Source organism: Allobosea sp. FW305-C-101 (assembly GCF_058783685.1).
This window is the reverse complement of record NZ_JBYSYT010000009.1, coordinates 74,616-89,923: the sequence shown is the minus strand read 5'-3', so window position 1 is coordinate 89,923 and position 15,308 is coordinate 74,616. Positions and strand designations below refer to the sequence as shown.

Genomic DNA, 15,308 nt, shown 5'->3' with positions numbered 1-15,308 from the left:
CGGGACGCGAAAAACGCAACCCCGCCCCTGCCCGCCGGGATATCGCTTACTTGCCCCAGCGTAGCGCCAGCGGATCGAGCTCACGCGCGAGTTCGATCAGGCCCTCGCGCGTCTTCGGATGCAGCGGCGTCAGCGGATGGCGCACGGCCTCCGACCTGATCACGCCGCCCTCCTTCATCACCGCCTTGGCCGAGCGCAGGCCGCATTGGCGGTTCTCGTAATTGATGATCGGCAGGACGCGGGCATAGAGCGCCGCCGCCTGCTTGCGGTCACCCGCGGCATGGGCGGCGAGGATCGGCTTGATCAGGTCGGGGATCATCGCCGAGGTCATGGTGCCGGTGGCGCCCGCGTCGAGATCGGCCATCAGCGTGATCGCCTCCTCGCCATCGAAGGGGCCGACCACGGCATCGCCGCCGGCCTCGATCAGCGCGCGCAGCTTGCCCGCCGTACCGGGCACCTCGATCTTGAAATAACGGACGAGCGGAACCTCCTTCGCCAGCCGGATCATGAAGGGCACCGTCATGGTCACGCCGGAGAGCGGCGCGTCCTGCAGGATGATCGGAATGCCGCAGGCATCCGCCACCGCCTTGAAATGCTCGATCATGCCCTGCTCGTCGGCCTTGAGCAGCGCGCCGTGATAGGGCGGCATCATCATCAGCATCTTCGCACCTGCATCGGCCGCGGCCTTGGCGCGCTGGGCGGCGATGCGGGTCGAGAAATGCGAGGTCGTGACGATGACCGGCACCCGGCCTGCGACCTGCTCCAGCGAGAGCCGCATGACCTGATCGCGCTCTTCGTCGGTGAGCAGGAACTGCTCCGAGAAATTGGCGAGGATGCAGATGCCGTCGACGCCCTGGTCGACCATCAGGTCCATGACGCGCCGGTTGCCCTCGACATCGAGGTCGCCGTTGTCGTGGAAGATGGTCGGCGCGATCGGCAGGATGCCCTTGTAGGGTTCGGTCATGGCGTCATCTCGTCGGTGGCGGACAGGAGGAGTTCAGACAGTGCTGGTGGCCTTGGTGCCGCGCAAGCGCCGCGCGACCGAGCCGATCACCGGCATGACCAGCAGCGCGAGGCCGATCGCCATCAGTGTCGAGACCAGCGGGTTCGACCAGAAGATCGAGAGCGAGCCCTGGCTGAAGATCATCGACTGGCGGAAGGCATCCTCCGCCTTGTCGCCGATGACCATGGCGAGCACGAGCGGCGCGATCGGGTAGTCGAGCTTCTTGAAGAGATAGCCGACGAGGCCGAAGGCCAGCGCGAGCCAGATGTCGAACTCCTTGCTCGCGGCGGTGAAGGCGCCGATGAAGCAGATCACCACGATGATCGGCCCGATGATCGAGAAGGGAATGCGCAGAATCGAGGCGAAGAGCGGCACCGTCGCCAGCACGACCACGACCGCGACGAGATTGCCGAGATACATCGAGGCGATCAGGCCCCAGACGAAATCCGGCCGATCGGTGAAGAGCGTCGGGCCGGGATTGAGGCCCCAGATCATCAGGCCGCCCATCATCACGGCAGCCGTTGCCGAACCGGGGATGCCAAGCGCCAGCATCGGCAGCATCGCGGCGGAGCCGGCGGCATGGTCCGCCGTCTCGGGCGCGATTACGCCCTCGGGCTCGCCCTTGCCGAACTTGGCGGGGTTGCGCGAGGAGCGCTTGGCCATGGCGTAGCTCATGAAGGAGGCGGCCGTCGGCCCGCCCGGGGTGATGCCCATCCAGATGCCGATCAGCGACGAGCGCAGCAGGGCGAGCCAGTAGCGCGGCAGTTTCGCGGCCGTACGCAGCACGTCGCCGACGCGGACCTTCGCGGCGACGCCCTCGAATTTCAGCCCCTCCTCCATGGTCAATAGCAACTCGCCGATGCCGAACAGGCCGATGACCGCGATCAGGAAGCTGACGCCGGCCAAGAGCACGTCGAACTCGAAGGTCAGGCGGACATTGCCGGAGACCGAGTCCATGCCGATGGTCGCAAGCGCAAAGCCGATCGCCATCGAAACGACGGTCTTGAAGGGCGAGGCGCCGCCAAGCCCGATGAAGCTCGCGAAGGTCATGAAATAGACGGCGAAATATTCGGGCGAGGAGAAGCGCAAAGCGAATTTCGCGACCCAGCCCGAGAGCAGCGTGATCAGGATCACGCCGGCCAGTGCGCCGAAGCCGGCCGAGAGGAAGGCGAAGGAGAGCGCCTCGGTCGCCTTGCCCTGCTTGGCCATCGGGTGGCCGTCGAAGGTCGTCGCGACGGAGGATGGCTCGCCGGGGATGTTGAACAGGATCGAGGTGGTCGAACCGCCGAAAAGCGCGCCCCAATAGAGCGAGGTCAGCAGGATGATCGCCGAGACCGGATCCATCGAGAAGGTCAACGGCAGCAGGAGCGAGACGCCGTTCGGTGCGCCGAGCCCCGGCAGGACACCGACGAGCACGCCGAGCAGGACGCCCGCCATCATCAGCAGGACATGGTGCGTGGTGAGCGCGACCGAAAAGCCGTGCATCAGGTTGGCGATGTTGTCCATGCTGGTTTCCCCGCCGTCTCAGAGGCCGATGAGCGGCTCGATCGGGCCCTTGAGCAGGCCGATCTGGAAGAATTTCTCGAGCGCGAAATAGAAGAAGGCTGCCGTGGCGAAGGCGGTGGCGAGGCTCTGCAGCCAGCCATAGCCGCCCTGGAAGCGCATCGCGAAGACGAGATAGAGGATCGTCGCGACATACATGCCGAGCGTCGCGCTCAGCACGACGAAGGCGACGAGCGGCAGCAGGAAGGCGAGCACGCGCTTGCCGCGCTCGGCGTCGAGGAAGGCCTCGGCCAGCATCGCCTTGCCGGCGACGCGCTGACTGAGCGTGACCCCGATCGTGCCGAGGCTCGCCAATGCGATCAGCGCACCGGCATAGAAGGGAAAAGCGCCGGGCTGAGGGCCGGACGTATCCCATCCGATGCCGAATTCGAGCGAGCCCTTCACAATGACGAGCCCGAAGACCAGCGTCAGGACGGCCGTCCCGATCTCTGCCCAGAAGCGGGTGATCATGTGGTGGGTTCTCCCTTTCAGGGCTTGCGCGTCATGGCCGGGCTTGACCCGGCCATCTCGCAAACCAGCCTTCTGGTCATGAAATTCCCGGGTTGGCGCGCTGCGCCGCCCGGGAATGACGATCCCACCTTACTTCGCGACCCAGCCTTCGTTCTCGAAGACCTTCTTGTTCGCTGCTTCGTCCTTGGCGACGAAATCGGCGAGCTCCTTGCCCTTCATAAACTTGGCGGTCTGGGCCGTGCGCGTCACGAATTCCTGCCATTCCGGAGTCTTGGAGACCTTCTCCAGAAGGCCGGCATAATAGGTCACGGCATCGGCCGGGACCTCGGCCGGCAGCCAGACGGTGCGCGGCATCTGGAAGGTCTCCAGCGGCAGGCCGGCTTCCTTGCAGGTCGGGATATCGCCCCAGCCCTTGCCCTCGAAGACCGGTTCGCCCTTGGCGAGGCGCACCGGCGAGAAGACGCAGAGCGGCTTCACCTGCCCGGCCTTCCACTGGCCGATATTCTCGTTGGGGTTGTTGGTGTTGGAATCGATATGGCCGCCGGCGAGCTGCACGGCCGCGGCGCTGCCGCCCTGGAACGGCACATAGATCCACTTCACCCCGGCGGCGTCCTGAATCATCGAGGTCAGGGTCTGGTCGGTGTCCTTGGACTGGCTGCCGCCCATCTTGAAGCCCATCGGCTTGGCCTTGACCGCCTCGATATAGGCCTTGGCGTCGCCATAGGGGGCATCGCCCTTGACCCAGAGCAGAAACTCGTCGAGCGCCAGCGCCGCGACCGGCGTCAGGTCCGAGACCTTGTAGCCGAGCTTGGCGACGTAAGGCAGCAGATAGGCATTGTTGGTGCCGAAGATGACGCGGTTCGGATCGCCCTTGGCACCCTTGCCGTAGACATAGCCCTCGGCGCCGGAGCCGCCGCCCTTGTTCACCACTACGATCGGCTGCTCGGTGAACTTATGCTTGGTGATAATCGACTGGATGATGCGGGCGAAATTGTCGGTGCCGCCGCCGGCGCCCGAGGTCACGACGAACTCGATCGGCTTGGTCGGCTCCCAGGCCTGGGCGGCACCGATGCCGCCAAGCGCGAGCGCGCCAGTGAGCGCGGCCGAAATGGCAATGGTCTTCATGGTTTCTCTCCCTGGTTTTTTGATCGTGCGAGGCCGCTCTTGCCGGCGGCTTTGTCGAGAAGGCTGGATGTCAGGCGGCGGCGCGGGTCTTGCCCTTTCCGTCCTGGGCCATCTTGATGGCGAGCGCGAGCGCGGCGCGGGTCGCGCCGAGATTGGCGATGCCCTTGCCGGCGATCTCATAGGCCGTGCCATGGGCCGGCGTGCAGATCGGGAAGGGGAAGCCACCGATCAGAGTGACGCCGCGGTCGAAGCCGATCAGCTTCATCGCGATCTGACCCTGGTCGTGATACATCGTCAGAACGGCGTCGAAATCGCCGTTCTTTGCCCGCAGAAAGACGGTATCCGACGGAAACGGCCCCTCGACCGTGAAGCCCTTGGCCTTGGCCGCCTTTACCGCCGGCTCGATCGTCTCGATCTCGTCGCGGCCGAAATTGCCGCCATCACCGGCATGGGGATTGATGCCGGCGACCGCGATGCGCGGCGGGTTGAAGCCGGCAGCGCGCAGATTGGCGTCGGCCAGCGTCAACGCCCGCAGGATGCGCTCCTGCGTGATGTTCTGCGCGACCTCGGACAGCGGGATATGCGAGGTGACGCGGGCGTTCCAGAGCTTGTCGAGGATGTTGAACTCGCTCGCCGCGCCCTCGAAGCCGATGGCATCGCGCACGAAGCGGATCTCGTCGTCATAGCCGGGATAGGCGAAGCGCATCGCCGCCTTGTTGAAGGGTGTGAAGAACACCGCGTCAGCCTGGCCGGAAGCGGCGAATTGCAGGGCGCGGCGGAAATTCTCGGTCGCGGCCTTGCCGCCGGCCAGAGTCGCGGTGCCGCGCTGGAGATCGGCGGGATCGTGGTTGGCGAGGTCAACGAAGACCGGACGCTCGCCGAGCGGCAGCGCATCGCCCTCCTTGACGACCTGGACCTGCGGATCGACGCCGCCATCCTTGATGCCGAGATCGAGCAGGCGCTTGTCGCCGAACACGACATAGCGGGCCGCGCCGCGCAGATCGGCCTCCGACAAGATGCGCGCCGTCAGTTCGGGACTGATGCCGGAAGGGTCGCCCATCGCCACGGCGATCACCGGCAAGGCGTCATTCGTCCGCTCATTCATGGCCGCCACTCCGCTGCCTGTCCGCTCTTCTGGCCCCGTTGGCTAACACAGACGGCTCGTTCACTCAAGTATGCTGTATGCAGCATATCAAATTCGATGTACGCATTTAGCAGGCGCCGGCTGCGGATCGGGCTGCGCCGGAGGAGGGCCGAATGAATTTTCACGCGCATTACGCCGGGATCACGGAGCCGGTCGAAACCTGCCTCGTCGGCAGCGGCAGCTTCGGGCGCAGCTATCTCGCGCAGTCGCGCCGGACGCGATTGGTCAATGCGCGCATCGCGGTGGACGTCACGGCAGAGGCTGCCGGCAAGGCTTTCGCCGCTGCCGGATTCGAGCCAGGTGAAATCGCGCTGTGCGCGACCGGAGCCGAAGCGAAGGCCGCATGGAATGCCGGCAAGTGTATCGCCGCTGCCAGCCTCGATATCGTCTCGGAACTGCCCTTCGCACTTCTCGTCGAGGCCACGGGAAGCCCGGAGGCCGCGACACGGCACAGCCTCGCGGCGATCGATGCCGGCCGCCATGTCGCGCTGGTCTCGAAGGAGGCCGACAGCGTCGTCGGGCCGGGTCTGGCGCGGCTCGCCCGCGACAAGGGGGTGGTGGTGACACCGGTCGATGGCGACCAGCCGAGCCTCCTGATCGCGCTGGCGAGCTGGGCCGAAATCATCGGTCTTGAGATCATCGCGGCCGGCAAGTCGAGCGAGTACGATTTCGTCCTCGACGCCGCGACCGGCGACGTCACCTGCAACGGCGTGACGCGCTCGGTGCCGGCGCTGCGTGAGCATTGGCTATCCGGTTCGCGCTCCATCATTATCAACGCCGCCGAGCGCGCGCGCATCCTCGGCGAGGCCTTCCCCTTGAGGGCCGTGCCCGATCTCTGCGAGATGACGCTGGTCGCCAATGCGCTCGGGTTCTCGGCCGATGCCGCCGGCTTCCACGCGCCACCGGCTCGCGTGCCGGAACTCGCCGATCTCTTCGCGGAGCGGGCCGAAGGCGGGTTGATGGGCAGCACGCGCCGCATCGACGTGTTCCACCATCTGCGCCTCGCGGAGGAAGCGAGCTTCGCCGGCGGCGTCTTCATCGTCGTGCGCTGCGACAATGCCGAGACCTGGGAGATGCTCGCCGGCAAGGGCCATGTCGTCAGCCGTAGCGGCAAGACGGCGGCGCTCTACCTGCCGCGCCACCTGCTCGGCGTCGAGGTTGCAACGTCCATTCTCGATGCAGCCGGCCTCGGCCGCTCCGGTTACGGCGACGACTACCGGCCAAGGCAGGACCTCGTCGCGGTCGCACAGCGCGACCTCGCGGCCGGGACGGTGCTCACGATGGGCGGGCACCATCACAGCATCGAGAATGTCGGCGCCGAGGTGAGGCCCGCTGCGGCGCTCGGGAACGACCGCCCTGCCCCGTTCTACCTCATCGCCGACCGGCCGCTCGTCCGCGCGGTCAGGGCCGGCGAGGCGATCCGCCTCGGCGATGTCGCGATCCCCGAAGATTCCGGATTGCTGGCAATGCGCCGGCGGCAGGATGCGCTCTTTGCCACCGATGAGAGCACGCCCGTTTGACAGCGCGGGAGCTGCGTGCCGTAACGGAGTAGCCGGAAACAATGGAGCAACGATGAGCGAGACGGCGGCCGACTATACTCCGATCATGCGGCGGACCCTCCATGACGAGGTGCTGGAGCGCCTGCGCGACATGATCATCGAGGGGCGGCTCGCTCCCGGCCAGCGTATCAACGAGGGTCAGGTCGGCGCCCAGCTCGGCGTGTCGCGGACGCCCTTACGCGAGGCGATCAAGACGCTCGCCAGCGAGGGGCTGGTCGAGATCCTGCCGGCCAAGGGGGCGATCGTCCGGAAGTTCACGGCGCGCGACCTCGCCGACATCCTCGAAGTCATCAAGAGCCTGGAGCAGCTCGGCGGGCGGATCGCCTGCGCTGAGGCCAGCGACACGACGATCGAGGCGATCCACAAGCTGCACAAGGACATGCTCGCACTCTATGCGACGCGCGACCGGCTCGACTATTTCAAGCTGAACCAGGCAATCCACAGCGCCATCGTCGCCGCCTCCGGCAATGCCGTGCTGGCCGAGATGCACACCACCTTGCAGGCCCGGATCAAGCGGCTGCGCTTCGTCGGCAATGAAGGCCCCGAAAAATGGGCCGGGGCCGTGGCCGAGCACGAGGACATGATGGCCGCCCTGCTGAAGCGGGACGCGGACGCGCTGTCGGAAGCGATCGGCCGCCATATGGACACGACGCTGGTGCGGGTGCGCGAGGTGCTCTGAGCGTCTGCCCGAAACGCCGGCCTCGCCTGCAGCCCATAGACTTTCGAATAAGCTCCGGATGACAGGCGAAAACCGCCTCGCTGCAGCGGAATCCGTTCCTGCACAATCGTTTACCTTCGCCCGGAGCCGGCCTTCGCGCCTTCCGAGACGGCTATCCGCGCTCCTTTAATTTCAATAAGCTGTAGACAAGGCGGCCCGGGGACTTCCGCCCACGGAGCTTCCGATACAACGGGGCCACTCACCGCCCTGCTCGGGCGGAAAGGCGTTCAAGGAGACATCCATGAAGACAATTCTGTTGGCGACGCTGTCGGCCGCCGCGCTGATGGCGGCGCAGCCGCTGATGGCCAAGACGCTGGTCTATTGCTCGGAGGGCAGCCCCGAGAATTTCGCGCCGAGCGTCAACACCACCGGCACGTCCTTCGATGCGAACACCCAGATCTACGACACGATCGTGCAGTTCGAGCGTGGCGGCACCAAGGTCCAGCCGGCGCTCGCCGAGAAATGGGACATCTCGCCGGATGGCCTGACCTACACCTTCCACCTGCGCAAGGGCGTGAAGTGGCACTCCAACCGCACCTTCAAGCCGACGCGCGACTTCAACGCCGACGACATCATGTTCATGATCGAGCGGCAGTGGAAGGAGAACCACCCGTTCTTCAAGGTGACCAGCTCGAACCATTCCTATTTCAACGACATGGGCATGCCCAAGCTCTTGAAATCGGTCGAGAAGGTCGATGACTACACGGTCAAGATCACGCTGAACCAGCCGGAGGCGCCGTTCCTCTCCGACCTCGCGATGCAATATGCCAGCGTGCAGTCGAAGGAATATGCCGACGCCATGCTCAAGGCCGGCACGCCGGAGAAGATCGATCAGGACCCGATCGGCACCGGCCCGTTCTCCCTGGTGCAGTACCAGAAGGACGCGATCATCCGCTACAAGGCCCATCCTGAGTACTGGGCCGGCAAGGCCAAGATCGACGACCTGATCTTCGCGATCACGCCGGACGCCTCGGTGCGCTGGGCCAAGCTCCAGAAGGGCGAATGCCATGTCATGCCCTATCCGAACCCGGCCGATCTCGACGCCATCAAGAAGGACGCCAATGTCGAGATCCTGGAGCAGCCAGGCCTGAACATCGGCTATCTCGCCTACAACACCACCAAGAAGCCGTTCGACGACGTGAAGGTGCGCCGCGCCATCAACAAGGCGATCAACAAGAAGGCGATCATCGACGCGGTCTATCTCTCCAGCGGCGTCGCGGCGACCAACCCGATCCCGCCGTCGATGTGGTCCTACAACGAGACGATCAAGGATGATCCCTTCGATCCGGAAGCGGCCAAGAAGGAGCTGGCCGAGGCCGGCTATCCGAACGGCCTCGAGATCGACCTCTGGGCGATGCCGGTGCAGCGTCCGTACAACCCGAACGCCAAGCGCATCGCCGAATTGATGCAGGCGGACCTCGCCAAGGTCGGCGTCAAGGCCGAGATCAAGAGCTTCGAATGGGGCGAGTACCGCAAGCGCATGCAGGCGGGCGAGCACCAGACCGGCATGCTCGGCTGGACCGGCGACAATGGCGACCCGGACAACTTCCTGCACACGCTGCTCGGCTGCGACTCGGCCAAGACCAATGGCTCGAACGTCGCCAAATTCTGCTACCAGCCCTTCGAGGAGCTGGTGACGAAGGCGAAGACGGTCACCGACCAGGCCGAGCGCGAGAGGCTCTACCGGCAGGCGCAGGTGATCTTCAAGGAGCAGTCGCCCTGGTTCACCATCGCCCATGCGGTGCAGCTGAAGCCGATCCGCAAGGAGGTGAAGGACTTCAAGCTCTCGCCGTTCAGCCGCCACGTCTTCTACGGCGTCGATATCGGCAAGTGATGCCACAGGCCTGAAACTTGGTGCGGGCCGTGCATTTATTGCTCGGCCCGCACCCGTCTGATTTCGATCATTGCGCCATGGCAGCGCTGAGATTTTCAGGTCTTGCGCGCATCGGCGCCCGCCACTGCGAATTCAACGTCGAAATCCACGGTTTTCCACGCTTCGTCCTTGATCTTTTTCCCGATCTGGTGTTTTGCGCTCCGCCAAAATTCGAACTTGAATAAAACGACAAGACAAGCCGCTGCGCAGGACGTGCTCCGGCCAAAAAGACTGGCAGAACCATGCTGCGCTTCATCTTCACCCGGCTGAGCCTGGTCGTCCCGACCTTCATCGGCATCACGCTGCTGGCCTTCTTCCTCGTCCGCCTCGTTCCTGGCGACCCGATCGAGACCATGGCCGGCGAACGCGGCATCGACGCCGCCCGCCACGCCCAGCTCCTGACCGAATACGGCCTCGACCGGCCTCTGCTCGTCCAGTACGGCAAATATATCGAGCGGGTCGTACAGGGCGATCTCGGCAAGTCGATCGTGACCCGCGACAGCGTGCTCTCCGAGTTCGGCCAGCTCTTCCCGGCGACGATCGAGCTTGCGCTCTGCGCCATCATCATCGCGCTGCTCGTCGGCCTCCCCGCCGGCATCATCGCCGCGGTGAAGCGAAACTCGATCTTCGACCATGGCGTGATGGGCATATCGCTCACCGGCTACTCCATGCCGATCTTCTGGTGGGGCCTGCTGCTGATCCTGCTGTTCTCGGTGCAGCTCGGCATCACGCCGGTCTCGGGCCGCATCGCGGTGCAGTACTTCATCGAGCCGGTGACAGGCTTCCTGACCATCGACAGTCTGCTGGCCGGGGATATCGACGCCTTCTGGTCGGCCCTGTCGCATCTCGTGCTGCCGGCGATCGTGCTCGGCACCGTGCCGCTCGCGGTCATCGCGCGCATGACGCGCTCGGCCATGCTGGAAGTGCTCGGCGAAGACTATATCCGCACGGCGCGGGCCAAGGGCATGGCGCCGATCCGCGTCGTCGCGCTGCATGCCCTGCGCAACGCCTTGATTCCGGTCGTCACCGTCATCGGCCTGCAGGTCGGCACGCTCTTCACCGGCGCGATCCTGACCGAGACGATCTTCTCATGGCCCGGCGTCGGCAAGTGGCTGATCGAGGCGATCAGCCGGCGCGACTACCCCGTTCTGCAAGGCGGCACGCTGCTGCTCGGCGTCGTGGTGATGAGCGTCAATCTCTTCGTCGACCTGCTCTACGGCCTGATCAACCCGCGCATCAGGCACGCGAAATGACCCACCGCTTTTCCTTTTGCTCCCATCGGGGCCTCGCCGCATGAGCACCGAAACCCTGCAAGCCCCGGCCACCGTGCCGAGCGTAGCCCCGCCCCATCCGCTGCGCGAGTTCTGGACCTATTTCAGCGCCAATCGCGGCGCCGTCGCCGGGCTCATCGTCATCGTGCTGGTGCTGGTCTGCGCGCTGTTCGCGCCCTGGATCGCGCCGCATGACCCGAACCTGACCAATAACGCGGTCTTCCTGAAGCCGCCATTCTGGCAGGCGGGCGGATCGCTCGCCTACCCGCTCGGCACCGACGCGATCGGCCGCGACATCCTCTCGCGCCTGCTCTACGGCGCGAGGCTCTCGCTGGTGATCGGCATCGCGGTCGTCGCGCTCGCGATCGTCGTCGGCATCGTGCTCGGGCTGATCGCCGGCTATTTCAAGGGCATCGCCGATATCGCGATCATGCGCCTGATGGACATCCTGATGACGATGCCGAGCCTGCTGCTGGCCATCGTCATCGTGGCGATCCTCGGGCCCGGCCTGATGAACGCGATGCTCGCCGTCGCCATCGTCGTGCTGCCGCATTACGTCCGCATCACCCGCGCCGCCGTCATCACCGAGGCGAGCAAGGACTATGTCGTCGCCGCCCAGGTCTCGGGCGCGCAGACGATCCGGCTGATGTTCTCGGAGATCCTGCCGAACTGCGCCGCGCCGCTGATCGTGCAGGCGACGCTCGGCGTCTCCACCGCGATCCTCGATGCCGCGGCACTCGGCTTCCTCGGATTGGGCGCCCAGCCGCCGACCCCGGAATGGGGCACGATGCTCGCCGACGCCCGCGAATTCGTGCTGCGCGCCTGGTGGGTCGTCACCTTCCCGGGCCTCGCCATCCTCATCACCGTGCTCGCCTTCAACCTTCTCGGTGACGGCCTGCGCGATGCGCTCGACCCCAAGCTGAAGCGCTGATCCCATGCCCCTGCTCGAAATCGAAAACCTCAGCGTCGAATTCCCGACTTCCCAGGGAACGCTGCGCGCCGTCGACCGCATCGACCTCACCCTCGACGAGGGCGAGGTGCTCGGCGTCGTCGGCGAATCCGGCTCCGGCAAGAGTGTCACCATGCTCGCGCTGATGGGCCTCGTCGGCTATCCCGGCCGCGTCCGCGCCGACAAGCTGCGCTTCGACGGCCGCGACCTGCTCACCATGTCCGCCCGCGAGCGCCGCCAGCTCACCGGCAAGGACGTGGCGATGATCTTCCAGGAGCCGAGCACCAGCCTGAACCCGTGCTTCACCATCGGCTTCCAGCTGGCGGAGACCCTCAGGAAGCACGAGGGCATGGACAGCAAGGCCGCGAAGCGCCGCTCGATCGAGTTGCTCGAACAGGTCGGCATTCCCGCGCCGGAAAGCCGTCTCAAGGCTTATCCCCACCAGATGTCCGGCGGCATGAACCAGCGCGTGATGATCGCGATGGCGATCGCCTGCAATCCGCGCCTGCTGATCGCCGACGAGCCGACCACCGCGCTCGACGTCACCATCCAGGCACAGATCCTCGAACTGCTGATGACGCTGCAGCGCGAGCGCAACATGGCGCTGGTGCTGATCACCCACAACATGGGCGTCGTCGCCGAAACCGCGCAGCGCATCATGGTGATGTATGCCGGGCAGATCATGGAAGAGCGCAAGGTCGACGCGCTCTTCGCCAATCCGCAGCATCCCTATTCCGCCGCGCTGCTCTCGGCCCTGCCCGAGCGCAGCGAGCATGCGACCCGGCTTGCCACCATTCCCGGCATGGTGCCCGGCTTGAACGACCGGCCGAAGGGCTGCCTGTTCTCGCCGCGCTGCGCCTATGCGACCGAGCATTCGCGCACTATCCAGCCAGAACTCCGGAACTGGGCCGATGGGCGCGTGCGCTGCCACTATCCGCTCGGCGATGTGAACCGGGACACTGAGCGCGCCCGCGACGAAGCCGGCCAGGCGAAGGAGGCCGTGCGATGAGCAATCCCGTCATCGAAGCGCGCGAGCTGACGCAGATCTACCCGGTCAAGCAGGGCCTTTTCAAACCGCCGGCGCAATTGCAGGCGGTGAACAAGGTCTCCTTCGCTGTCGAGGCCGGGCGCACGCTCGCTGTCGTCGGCGAATCCGGCTGCGGAAAGTCGACGCTGGCGCGCATGGCGACGCTGATCGAGAAGCCGACCGCCGGAGCGCTGACGCTGGACGGGCTCGATGCCGTCTCGCCGCCGGCGAGCGAGCGCAGGCGCCTGCGCCGCACCGTCCAGTTCGTCTTCCAGAACCCTTACGGCTCGCTCAACCCGCGCAAGAAGATCGGGACGATCCTGGAGGAGCCGCTCAAGATCAACACCGACCTCTCCGCCACTGAGCGCACCGAGAAGGCGCGCGCGATGATGGCAAAGGTGGGCTTACGCCCCGAGCATTATGCCCGCTATCCGCATATGTTCTCGGGCGGCCAGCGCCAGCGCATCGCGATCGCGCGTGCGCTGATCCTCTCGCCCAAGGTCGTGGTCGCGGACGAGCCGGTCTCGGCGCTCGACATCTCGATCCAGGCGCAGGTGCTGAACCTGCTGGCCGATCTGCAGGACGAGCTGAAGCTCGCCTATCTCTTCATCTCGCACGACCTCAGCGTCGTCCGGCACATCGCCCATGACGTGATGGTGATGTATCTCGGCAATGCCATCGAGCACGGGCCGAAGGAGCGCATCTACGCGCGGCCTCTCCATCCCTATACGCAGGCGCTGCTCGCCTCGACGCCACGCGTCGATGCCGGCAAGCGCGAGCGCATCATCCTGCGCGGCGAACTGCCCTCCCCGTTGAACCCGCCGAAGGGGTGCGTGTTCTCGACGCGCTGCCCGCATGTCACCGATCGCTGTCGGGCCGAGCGGCCGGAAAAGCGCGAGATCGACGGCCGCAAGGTCGCCTGTCACTACGCCGAGGACTTTCTCGCCAAGGCTGCGTAAGCGGCGCTGAGCATCTTCAGTGGCTCCGGCGGCGCGATATCGCGCCGGCCGGAGCAGCTTGGCCCGAGACTGCAGGCTGCCGTTGGGTTCGCGACTATCGGCATCTGGACCGGCCATGAATCCGGCACTACCATTTGTCCTATCGCAACGCATCCCAGATAATTCTCGTGTAACTTTTGAGATGAACTGGACGAATTCGTGGTTGCGGAGTCACAATGACTTTCCGGCTCGATACCGCGGGAGGGCGGGATGCGTACGGAAGCTGAGGCGATCAACCGCCATATCGGAGATCGGCTGCGCGTTCTCCGCAAGAAGCGCGGTCTGAGCCAGGCCGATCTTGGGGCCGTCCTCGACGTCTCGTTCCAGCAGATGGGCAACTACGAGAAGGGCAAGGACCGGCTGAGCGCAGGCGCGCTCTTCATGCTCGCGCGCTTTCTCGGGACCAGTCCGGCGGCCTTCTTCGAGGGCCTGGCCCCGGCCGAGGCCGGATTTGCCGAGGACGCGGCCGATTATGCAACGGCCGACGAAAGGCCGCCGCAATCCAGCAAGCTCGATGCCGCGTTCGGGCGCATCCGCTCGCAGCGCGACCGCGCACTTGCCGTCGCGATCGTGGAAACGATCGCGCGCCGCGACGACGGAGCAGCCTGACCACGAGCACGAGCCGGCTTTTCGGGCAGGCTCTCCGCGAGCCCACCTCATCATTGCAGGCTCGCAGGGCTTCCCCTCCTCCCCGCGTGTTCTGCGAAGCAACCCAGGCGACCGAGTGAAACTGGCCAGCCCGGGCCCCTGGATTGCTTCATCGCCCACTCCCCGCAGCGGCGGCTTGCGTAGAGGGCCGATCCCACGCCGAAACCGAGGCCCCAGGCCGGGCCAGCTCGCATTTCGGCCAGACGCTGAAAGTTCTAACCGCGCCCCTCGCTCAACTCGCTCCGGATTGAGATGGCGATATCCGGCCGATCGGTCGTGAAGGCGCTCACACCATCGGCGTAAGCCTTCCTTATCGCCGGCTCGTCATGTGCGCCGTAATAGCCCAGCTTCACAGCCTCGCTGCGGCAGGCCTCGCCATCGCCATCCCGGGCCTGCGCGATGCGGATCGCGATCTCGGGTACGCCGGCGGCCCCCGCCTTGCGGCAGATACCGCGAAGGTCGCGCGCGGGGGGCGCCAGCAGCTTGTCGGCGATCAGCCAGATCGTCGGCACCATGGGCGCAAGGCGCAGGAGTTCCGCCAGCGTCGGCAGGTCGAAGGAGGTGAAGGTCGTGCGATCCAGCAGGCGCTTTTCCTGCAACCGCGCCACGACCTGCGCCTCGATCCCCGGATAGCGCACCCCTCCCTGCCGCGTCTTCAGCTCGATGCGCAGCCTGATGCCGCTCGGCTCGAGGATATCGAGGACCTCATCGAAGCTCGGGATGGTTTCGCCATCGGTCCCGATCAGCTCCACCGCCTGCAGCGCGGCCCAGCCCATGTCACCGACCGCGCCTTCGCCTGAGGCCGTCCGGCCGAGCAGCGGATCATGGTGGACGACCAACACGCCGTCGCGGCTGCGATGAATGTCGAACTCGATGAAATCGACCGGAAGGACCGCGGAATTGCGGAAGGCGATGCGGCTGTTCTCGGGCCAGATCCTGGCGCCGCCGCGATGCGAGGCGATGTCCGTCATATCTCTGTA

Annotated in this window: 15 protein-coding genes; 9 read left to right on the top strand and 6 right to left on the bottom strand. The window is 65.7% G+C overall.

Annotation, left to right across the window (positions count from 1 at the left end):
* Positions 1-46: 46 nt before the first annotated feature.
* The 5 genes from AC3WMA_RS24610 to AC3WMA_RS24590 form a co-directional block, all read right to left on the bottom strand.
* Complete coding sequence (locus AC3WMA_RS24610) at positions 47-964, bottom strand: dihydrodipicolinate synthase family protein (protein ID WP_492287893.1); 918 nt, start codon at positions 962-964, stop codon at positions 47-49.
* A 33-nt stretch (positions 965-997) separates the two neighbouring features.
* Positions 998-2,509 carry a tripartite tricarboxylate transporter permease gene (locus AC3WMA_RS24605; protein WP_492287892.1) on the bottom strand — a complete coding sequence of 504 codons (1,512 nt, stop codon included), beginning with the start codon at positions 2,507-2,509 and terminating at the stop codon, positions 998-1,000.
* A gap of 18 nt (positions 2,510-2,527) precedes the next feature.
* The gene (locus tag AC3WMA_RS24600) at positions 2,528-3,016 is read right to left on the bottom strand and encodes a tripartite tricarboxylate transporter TctB family protein (protein WP_492287891.1); all 489 of its coding nucleotides are present in this window, start codon (positions 3,014-3,016) and stop codon (positions 2,528-2,530) included.
* A 129-nt stretch (positions 3,017-3,145) separates the two neighbouring features.
* Positions 3,146-4,141, bottom strand: a complete 996-nt coding sequence (locus tag AC3WMA_RS24595) for a Bug family tripartite tricarboxylate transporter substrate binding protein (RefSeq protein WP_492287890.1) — start codon at positions 4,139-4,141, stop codon at positions 3,146-3,148.
* A 70-nt stretch (positions 4,142-4,211) separates the two neighbouring features.
* A complete protein-coding gene (locus tag AC3WMA_RS24590; protein ID WP_492287889.1) occupies positions 4,212-5,246 on the bottom strand; it encodes a 4-hydroxythreonine-4-phosphate dehydrogenase PdxA in 1,035 nt (344 codons plus the stop codon).
* 152 nt (positions 5,247-5,398) lie between these two features.
* On the opposite strand from AC3WMA_RS24590, the gene AC3WMA_RS24585 reads away from it, so the two are divergent.
* The 9 genes from AC3WMA_RS24585 (at position 5,399) to AC3WMA_RS24545 (ending at position 14,289) form a co-directional block, all read left to right on the top strand.
* Positions 5,399-6,805 carry a flagellar biosynthesis protein FlgA gene (locus tag AC3WMA_RS24585; RefSeq protein ID WP_492287888.1) on the top strand — a complete coding sequence of 469 codons (1,407 nt, stop codon included), beginning with the start codon at positions 5,399-5,401 and terminating at the stop codon, positions 6,803-6,805.
* A 52-nt stretch (positions 6,806-6,857) separates the two neighbouring features.
* A complete protein-coding gene (locus tag AC3WMA_RS24580) occupies positions 6,858-7,523 on the top strand; it encodes a GntR family transcriptional regulator (protein WP_492287887.1) in 666 nt (221 codons plus the stop codon).
* Between the two features lie 280 nt (positions 7,524-7,803).
* Positions 7,804-9,396, top strand: coding sequence for an ABC transporter substrate-binding protein (locus AC3WMA_RS24575; RefSeq protein WP_492287886.1), 1,593 nt, complete (start codon positions 7,804-7,806; stop codon positions 9,394-9,396).
* A 17-nt stretch (positions 9,397-9,413) separates the two neighbouring features.
* Entirely contained in the window at positions 9,414-9,620 is a 207-nt protein-coding gene (locus AC3WMA_RS24570) for a hypothetical protein (protein ID WP_492287885.1), read from the top strand.
* Between the two features lie 57 nt (positions 9,621-9,677).
* Positions 9,678-10,688: an ABC transporter permease subunit gene (locus AC3WMA_RS24565; RefSeq protein ID WP_257734634.1), complete on the top strand. Its 1,011-nt coding sequence runs from the start codon at positions 9,678-9,680 to the stop codon at positions 10,686-10,688.
* Positions 10,689-10,728: 40 nt separating this feature from the next.
* Positions 10,729-11,637 (top strand): ABC transporter permease subunit, encoded by a 909-nt coding sequence (locus tag AC3WMA_RS24560; protein WP_492287884.1) that lies wholly within the window; start codon positions 10,729-10,731, stop codon positions 11,635-11,637.
* Positions 11,638-11,641: 4 nt separating this feature from the next.
* Positions 11,642-12,664, top strand: a complete 1,023-nt coding sequence (locus AC3WMA_RS24555) for an ABC transporter ATP-binding protein (protein WP_492287883.1) — start codon at positions 11,642-11,644, stop codon at positions 12,662-12,664.
* Positions 12,661-13,641, top strand: coding sequence for a peptide ABC transporter ATP-binding protein (locus AC3WMA_RS24550; RefSeq protein ID WP_492287882.1), 981 nt, complete (start codon positions 12,661-12,663; stop codon positions 13,639-13,641). Before AC3WMA_RS24555 ends, AC3WMA_RS24550 begins: the two co-directional genes overlap by 4 nt.
* A gap of 249 nt (positions 13,642-13,890) precedes the next feature.
* Positions 13,891-14,289 (top strand): helix-turn-helix domain-containing protein, encoded by a 399-nt coding sequence (locus AC3WMA_RS24545; RefSeq protein WP_492287881.1) that lies wholly within the window; start codon positions 13,891-13,893, stop codon positions 14,287-14,289.
* Positions 14,290-14,543: 254 nt separating this feature from the next.
* Here the strand turns inward: AC3WMA_RS24545 and AC3WMA_RS24540 are convergent, their stop codons facing one another.
* Entirely contained in the window at positions 14,544-15,299 is a 756-nt protein-coding gene (locus tag AC3WMA_RS24540; RefSeq protein WP_492287880.1) for a glycerophosphodiester phosphodiesterase, read from the bottom strand.
* Positions 15,300-15,308 lie beyond the last annotated feature (9 nt).